Origin of the sequence: Nosocomiicoccus sp. HMSC09A07, from assembly GCF_001808485.1 — a bacterium.
Classification (GTDB): domain Bacteria; phylum Bacillota; class Bacilli; order Staphylococcales; family Salinicoccaceae; genus Nosocomiicoccus; species Nosocomiicoccus ampullae_A.
The window spans coordinates 1-7,900 of the sequence record NZ_KV793634.1 but is presented as its reverse complement, the minus strand read 5'-3'; the positions used below and the strand labels follow the sequence as shown (position 1 = coordinate 7,900).

Annotated in this window: 9 protein-coding genes; 2 read left to right on the top strand and 7 right to left on the bottom strand. The window is 37.2% G+C overall.

What is annotated here, in order from left to right:
• Positions 1-409: 409 nt before the first annotated feature.
• The 7 genes from recQ to HMPREF3177_RS04300 all read right to left on the bottom strand — a co-directional run bounded on the left by recQ (position 410) and on the right by HMPREF3177_RS04300 (position 5,983).
• Complete coding sequence (gene recQ, locus HMPREF3177_RS04330; protein ID WP_070457238.1) at positions 410-2,179, bottom strand: DNA helicase RecQ; 1,770 nt, start codon at positions 2,177-2,179, stop codon at positions 410-412.
• Positions 2,180-2,346: 167 nt separating this feature from the next.
• Positions 2,347-3,252: a 5-oxoprolinase subunit C family protein gene (locus tag HMPREF3177_RS04325; protein ID WP_070457237.1), complete on the bottom strand. Its 906-nt coding sequence runs from the start codon at positions 3,250-3,252 to the stop codon at positions 2,347-2,349.
• On the bottom strand, positions 3,249-3,497 hold the full coding sequence (locus HMPREF3177_RS04320; protein WP_070457236.1) for a hypothetical protein: 249 nt from the start codon (positions 3,495-3,497) through the stop codon (positions 3,249-3,251). The genes HMPREF3177_RS04325 and HMPREF3177_RS04320 overlap by 4 nt, the downstream gene beginning before the upstream one ends.
• A 10-nt stretch (positions 3,498-3,507) precedes the next feature.
• Positions 3,508-3,723 (bottom strand): hypothetical protein, encoded by a 216-nt coding sequence (locus HMPREF3177_RS04315; RefSeq protein ID WP_070457235.1) that lies wholly within the window; start codon positions 3,721-3,723, stop codon positions 3,508-3,510.
• A gap of 9 nt (positions 3,724-3,732) precedes the next feature.
• Positions 3,733-4,329 carry an aminotransferase class IV gene (locus HMPREF3177_RS04310; protein ID WP_070457234.1) on the bottom strand — a complete coding sequence of 199 codons (597 nt, stop codon included), beginning with the start codon at positions 4,327-4,329 and terminating at the stop codon, positions 3,733-3,735.
• Positions 4,322-5,404 (bottom strand): aminodeoxychorismate synthase component I, encoded by a 1,083-nt coding sequence (gene pabB, locus HMPREF3177_RS04305; protein WP_070457233.1) that lies wholly within the window; start codon positions 5,402-5,404, stop codon positions 4,322-4,324. The genes HMPREF3177_RS04310 and pabB overlap by 8 nt, the downstream gene beginning before the upstream one ends.
• Complete coding sequence (locus tag HMPREF3177_RS04300) at positions 5,405-5,983, bottom strand: anthranilate synthase component II (RefSeq protein WP_070457232.1); 579 nt, start codon at positions 5,981-5,983, stop codon at positions 5,405-5,407.
• A gap of 75 nt (positions 5,984-6,058) precedes the next feature.
• Here HMPREF3177_RS04300 and HMPREF3177_RS04295 point away from each other — a divergent pair, with 75 nt between their 5' ends.
• Entirely contained in the window at positions 6,059-7,240 is a 1,182-nt protein-coding gene (locus tag HMPREF3177_RS04295; RefSeq protein ID WP_070457231.1) for an MFS transporter, read from the top strand.
• A 126-nt stretch (positions 7,241-7,366) separates the two neighbouring features.
• Positions 7,367-7,621: a GlsB/YeaQ/YmgE family stress response membrane protein gene (locus HMPREF3177_RS04290; RefSeq protein WP_070457230.1), complete on the top strand. Its 255-nt coding sequence runs from the start codon at positions 7,367-7,369 to the stop codon at positions 7,619-7,621.
• Positions 7,622-7,900 lie beyond the last annotated feature (279 nt).

The window sequence follows — 7,900 nt, the reverse complement described above, 5'->3', positions numbered from 1 at the left end:
GGAGTTTTTGTTAATTATCTCGATATATCTAACAAATTCAATTGTTTTTTGTAAATAAGCGAGGAGTGATAGTTTCTTTTTATCCTAAAAGATTAAAAACTCAATTTCTCTCGATTTTATTTAACATAAAATCCCCGTTTTTGTTAGATATCCGGATATATTTAACATATTTAGAGGCCACGACTCAATTTTTGTTAATTATCCTGTTTTATCTAACAAAATCCTGGCCGAAATCTCTATTTTTGTTAATTATCCGGATATATCTAACAAATTCAGACATTTTTTATAAATAAGCGACCCGAGAGACCCGAGAGACCCGAGCTCCCCCACCAAGCCTCAATCGCGCTAGACCTCCCCGAACTACAATAAAAAAGTCTTTTCATCCTCTAAAGATGAAAAGACTCCTCCCCTATTTCTTACTATACTCTTCGACGACTTTTAAGAAGTGTGGGCTGTAATGTTTGAGTTTATAGTTTCCGATGCCAAGCAGTTTGATCATGTCGCCTTTTGTTTCTGGCATCTTTTTTGCGATTTCTTTTAACGACGCATCTGTAAAAATCTGCGCAGCATCTATATTTCGCGCCACAGCAAGTTCTTCACGCTTATCTTTTAGTTGCTGATAAAGAGCCTCGTTAAAACTAGATTCCGTCGATACGCTTACTTTTTCTTTAAACTGTGTGCGATATGGTACCGTGTAAATCATTTCTATACCGTTAAGTACCGCTTCACTCTTCTTCACGACGTATAACGTATCGTTTTCTAAATGTATATATCCTCTAAATACGAGTTCTTCGATTATGTGGTGAATTTCGCTCGTTAAGTAGTTCGATAATTGCCCGAATTGGCTGACTTCAGTCAGGCCAGAATCAATAATATTATCGTTCACTTCACCGCGCAGCACTTGAATCACTTTTTCAGGTGACAGCGACACTAGTTTAACGAGTGTCATAATAAGTTTCGCTTCCTCAGTCATATCAACTGTACGCGCGTCACTTTTACAGTTTGAACACTCCCCGCACTCAGTCACGTATTCATTTTTATCAAAATATTTTACGATAAACGACGACAAACATTTTGACGTTTCGTTATATTGAATCATTCGGTCGAGTTTTTCACGCATACTTTCTTTTACATCGTCACTCGCTTGTGATCGGTCGATGAAAAACTGTTGGAGCGCAATGTCTCTCGGGTTCGATAAAAGAATACATTGGCTCATTTTACCGTCACGACCCGCTCGCCCAATTTCTTGGTAGTAACTTTCCAGGTCTCCAGGTAAATTGTAGTGGATAATGAACCTGATATTCTCCTTATCGATTCCCATACCAAAGGCGTTCGTTGCAACGATGACTTTGACGTCATCCTTTATAAACGCATTTTGATTTTCTTCACGCTCAGACTTCGTAAGTCCTGCGTGGTAAATTCTGTTATCAATATTATTATCTGATAAAAAGCCACTGATCTTTTCAGTTTCTTTACGAGTCGCCGCGTATATAATGCCACTTTTGCCTCTATGTTCGTTTAAATAGTCAACGATAAAACGCTCGCGCTGGAACGTGTCATTGACAATTAACTCTAAATTGTCGCGTTTTACTGACGTTTTATAGACATCCGTCTCATCGATTTCTAAAAGCTCTATAATATTTTTCTCAACGTCTTCAGTTGCAGTCGCAGTTAACGCGACTTTTACCGCGTCTCCAATATATTCATTGATGACCGAAATAACGTCTTGATAACTTGGTCTAAAATCGTGTCCCCATTTAGAGATACAGTGGGCTTCATCGAATGCAACAAGCGGGATATTAATTCTCGAGATAATTTCTAAAAACTTTTCATTTTTAAAGCGCTCCGGCGCGACATATAATAACTCAATATCCCCATTTAATAATCGTCGCTCGATTCGCGCTTGATCTTTTTTTGTCATGTTTGAGTTGATATACGCTGCTTTAATTCCTTTATCGACAAGCGCTGTCACTTGGTCTTGCATAAGAGAAATTAACGGTGAAATGACAATCGTCGTACCGTCAAACATTAATGCAGGAACTTGGTAACATAACGATTTCCCAGATCCTGTTGGTAATACACCTAACGTATTTTGACCGTTTAAAACTGACTGTATAATTTCTTTTTGCTTTGGTCGAAACGTCTCTAAACCAAATGACTTTTTTAACACAGATTCCATACAACTCACCCAATCGTCCAACTTTTAAGCTAACTTATTATACATTAAATGATTCAAATATTAAAGAGAACTGAACTTTTTATGAGTTATACGTCTACTACTGTTTAAAATACGCAATTATAATAAAACCCGACAACAAATTAATGTTGTCGGGTAAAAAATTGTTATTACATTTTTTCTTTTACGAGTTCTTTACTGATTTTATAATCGATCGCTTTGAATAAGCTTTTCTTCCACATTTCGTAGTTATATAAGTTTACGTATGCGTGCTCGACATCAATTTCAGTAAATTTAAGTTTCGAGTCTTTTGTTTTTTGCGCGAGCTTATGCATATGATAGCTCGGTATCGTTCCGATATGTGTGTATTCTGTGGAGTCTTCAAAGTCATTTAATGCGATAAACGGCTGGCCATCTTTTAAAAACACACCGCCCGATACACCGTAGTTATCGACCGAATCATCTGTATAATCGACCGCTTCACCTTCTAAATTAAGTGCGTAGCGGTATTTTTCAAACGTGACGGCATACGTGTCTTCTAACGTTCTATAGACAGATTCGTCGACACCTTTACGTTTTACGATATGGAAATTATCCGATAAATATACTTCAGCAAGTGAATACGATCCAATTCCCCATGACACTGTCGAACGATTTCGCATCATGCTAAAGATTTCGTCATGTAATTCAGTATAATCGCGTCGCATCGTAATTTCGTCTCCGGACTCTAATACGTTAGAACCGTTCGTTTTAATTCCGCCCGCGATCGCAAGGTAGACGCGTCCTCCACGGTCAGAATCGTGGAATGTTATTACGTCTCCACGGTCAAGTATGTACATACGGTTAGCAGATAGTTTTTTATCGCCAACTGTAACGTTAAATAGTGCACCAGAAAACGCGATTACTGTCGGTTCTGTAAATGCAATTTTAGCTGGTCGAATGACCATTTCGATTGTCTTTTCATCGACAGGGTTACCGACGAGTTTATTTGCGATTTGTGGAGATAAGTTGTCGAGTGCTTCAGATGATGAAACTACTGTAGACAGTAGTCCTTTATCTTGAATAATAATACTCATTTTAAAACACCTACCACTTCTTCAATCACTTCATGTACAACTTCTGATGGATCGATCATGCTTAGACGGTCCATCATTAATGTTGGATGGTACAAAATATTTACTGTTGATGTCGTAAATACGATATCGTATATTTCGTCTGTTTTTAACGTTTCAAATTTTTGCTGCATCAATTCTTTTTCGCTATCAGTCAGTGTTTTACTGCTTTGATAGGTCATTACACGTTCACCATTTTCAAAAATCATCACCATTCTCCTAACTGTCTGGATTGTAGAATATTTCTAGTTTTTGACTTACAAACTCTACGGTGTTATCCATGATCCAACCAACGAGTATAATACTTACGATGATACCGACGACTACGACGAGTAGTGCGACGAGTGTAATGTCATTTTCATATAAATATGTACTGATATAGAACGTCAATATAATGACGGCGACTAATATGCCTAATAATAATAGTGTAAACATAGTTCACTCCTAAACTTGTAGGTTCACTTTGACCCACTCTCTTAAACTATTGATTAAATAAATCGTAATCTCGTTATTGTTATATCGTTCGGTTAATTCATCTAAAGTAAAATCTCGTACACTTATAGTACCATTGTCTAATAAAAATTGTCTCATCACACCATTTAATAGACCACTTTTACTCGGTGTGAAATAACCATCATGCGTTTTAACGACGAGATTACCGATGTTAAACTCTGTGATTCTTTCCGTTTTATCATAGTATAACGCAAACGGATACTCACTTGTTTTATATTGGTTTCTCTTCGTCGTTTTATGTTTTAACCATTTCTTTTCTGTACAGTCCATTTGAATGACATTTGCGGTAATTTCTGTTGTTTCTTCTAACTTATCATGCATCAATGTCAAATCATTATTGTATAGTGCACGAATTCGGTATACGCCTTGATTTAAGTTATGTATTTTTACATAACTATTAACCGCTTCTTTTAAATCTATCTTGTTCAGATGAAATACTTCAGCCGACCGATTAATACGTCTATTATGATAGTCTAAACGCTTCACGACACCGTCTTCAAGGCGCATCGTTTCAATAAGTTCAGTCATATGCTTGCTCTAAAAATTTAGATTTTGTAAGAATTTCGTGATACTCACTCGTCTTATCAGAATTATACGTAATACCGCCGCCAGCTGCGTACGTATATGTATTGCCTTCGATGACAATCGTACGAATCGGTACGTTCACAACTGTCGTTTGATCTTTATATAAAAGACCGATTGCCCCGCAGTAATACCCACGCTTTGTCGATTCGAGCGCTTCAATAATTTCCATCGTCATTTGTTTTGGCGCACCTGTAATCGATCCACACGGGAAGAGTGAGCCGAACACCTCGCTAAATGGTATATCTTTTAACTGACCTTCAACTGTCGACGTCATTTGAAATACTGTTTTATATTTTTCAATTGTAAATAAATGCGGAACATTCACCGTGCCACTTTGTGATACTCTCGATACGTCGTTTCTAAGTAAGTCGACGATCATTACGTTTTCTGCACGGTCTTTTTTAGAATTCTTTAAAAAGGCATAGTTTTCTTCATCTTGTTCTAGCGTTTCACCACGAGGAGCTGTTCCTTTCATTGGGCGCGTTCGAATCGTGCGGTCGCTATCGATTTCAAAAAATAACTCCGGCGACGCGCTAACAATCGCTAAATCACCGTGCTCAATGAACGCTGTGTAGCCACCATTATTTTCTTCAGTGAGTCTTTCATAGAGCGCATGCGCATCTCCTGAAAACTCCCCATGCATACGCGTCGTATAATTCACTTGGTACGTATGCCCATCTCGTATATAGTCTCGCACTTTCTCGATATTACTTTCGATTTCTTCTTGTGATTCAATCATTTTATACGGAGATAATTTATACGAACCATTTTCTCTTTCAGATAAAAAGACGTCTCTCGAAACTGGTGCATCGTAAATTACAGCGAGAAATTCTGTTTCATCTTTTTTATAAGACTCATATGTCACTGCAAAAAGTGCATATTGGTCGTTGTTTTGTGCAGTTTCTAACGCGTCTAATACATCTTTTAAAGGTGTTGTTTCATCGTATGTTTTAACCGGTTTTACAAAATACAAGTCTTCAACGACGCCATTTTTTGTGAAATTGATATGTGCTTTCATTTAGCATCTCTCCAATACGATATCGATAAAATTATTAATTTGTGCATGACCTTCTTCAGATAATATCGATTCTGGATGATATTGAAGTCCAAAAATGTCCTCCGTTTTATGGCGGATCGCCATTATTTCATCGTCTGCTGTGCCGACGACTACAAATTCGTCGTTATCGCCTTTACAGACGAGAGAATGGTAACGCGTAATCTGAATTGGATTATTGATATTTTTATAGATAAATTTTTCGTCGTGCGTGAGTTCATACGTTTCTCCGTGCACCGGACGTTTTAAATGTGTCACTGTGCCACCTGTCATATGCCATAACATTTGATGGCCGAGACAAATTCCTAAAATCGGAACTTTCCCCCAAGCAGATTTTAAAAACTCGATTACTTCAGGTCGGTCTTTCGGATGAGATGGCCCTGGAGAAACGACAATCCCTATAATACTTTCGTCATCTATGGTATTATTGTTAAGTTCATACGGTTGTTTCACGATTATATTTACACCTTTGTCGTTCATTTCTAAATAATGAACGAGATTATACGTAAATGAATCGTAGTTATCAATCATTAGTATATTCATAAAATTTCCTCTATATGTTAGTGATACGTTCTATTTTATACGAAATTTAATTTAATAGAAAGGCGGATACTAGCGATGGACAATAGTAATTTACACGATAGAATATGGACAAAAGATTTCATTATTATTTTATTTGCAAACTTCTTTATTTTTCTATCGTTTCAAATGACGTTACCGACATTACCGTTGTTCGTTCAAGACCTCGGTTTAGATAATAAATATATCGGTCTCGTCGTTGGGATATTTACTTTTAGTGCACTACTCATTCGGCCAGCTGCTGGGACGTGGCTTGACACAAAAGGTCGTCGTTACGTGTTCTTCTACGGTTTAATCATATTTTTAGTGTCGACATATTCGTTAACAATTAGTACAGTACTATTCGTCTTATTAATAGTTAGAGTTGTGCAGGGCATTGGATGGGGATCATTAACGACCGCAACAGGGACGATCGCAACAGACTTAATTCCGGCATCTCGTCGTGGTGAAGGTCTCGGATTTTTCTCTATTAGTGCGAATATTGCTCTTGCGCTTGGACCGGCACTCGGTTTATTTTTAGTCGATTACATTTCGTTTACGTGGTTGTTTATCCTCTGCGGAACATTAATACTCATTGCATTCATTCTTGCAACGCAAATTAATTATGTTAAACCGGATAAAGAAGCGAGTAAGAGTACGACGTATCACCGTTTTGATTTATTTGAAAAAACGGCGTTACCGGCTTCATTTTTACTTATGTTTGTGACATTTACGTTCGGTGGTATCGCAGCGTTTTTACCTGCATACACAATCGAACTTGGATTCTCGTCTCACAGCATTCAAATATATTTTGTCGTATACGCGCTCGCACTACTCTCTACTCGATTTTACGCGGGACAATTATTTGACCGCCACGGTATGGGAGTCGTATTCGTTCCAGGAATGATCATGATTACAGTTGCTATGTTTATGATGTTCTCTATGACATCAGCGACCACGTTATACATCGCAGCAATACTATACGGACTTGGATTTGGATTTGTACAACCCGCACTCCAAGCGATGGCAGTAAATCGCGCAGCGTCGAACAGGCGTGGTATGGCAAACGCAACGTTCTTCTCATTTTTTGATTTAGGAGTTGGACTCGGAGCGTTAATATTTGGATTCGTGTCAGATTTATTTGGTTATTCGTACATTTACTTAATCAGCGCGATAAGTATTATCATCGCTTTTAGTTTTTATTTGGCCTTTGTATTTAAGCATCGAAAAGAAAAAGCATAAAAGTTTTTACTGTAAATGTTTATAACATATATAGTCGGGTATGTAATATATATCAGATAATAATACTGGTATTTAATAACACATTTAGTTTATTAAATATATAAACTACTTATAGGGGGAATTTTTATGTTAGGATGGCTTTGGACATTAATCGTTGGGGGTATCCTTGGTTGGATCGCCGGCTTAATCATTAGTAAAGACATTCCAGGTGGTGTTATTGGTAATATCATCGCAGGATTAGTCGGAGCATCAATTGGTAACGCACTTGGATTAAATATTGGACCAACAGTTGGTGGCATGAGTATCATAGGCACACTACTCGGTGCGATCATCTTAATCTTAATTGTTTCATTCATATTTGGACGATTAAGAAAATCATAATATTTAAAAGTAAGAAACTCCGCAAGGCTGATAAATGGCCTTGTGGAGTTTTTTGGTTGTATCCGATGTGTAATTATAGAACTTCGCTTGGTTTAATTTAACAAATTTCGGGTCGGCGCCCGAGGTTTTGTTAATTATCCTGGTATATCTCACAGATTCAGAGAATTTTTGTAAATAACCAATGTGCGATAGTTTCTTTTTATCTTAAAAGATGAAAAACACTCTTACGCCAAATTTTATTTAACAAAATTTTGCGATTTTGTTAGATATCCCGATTTA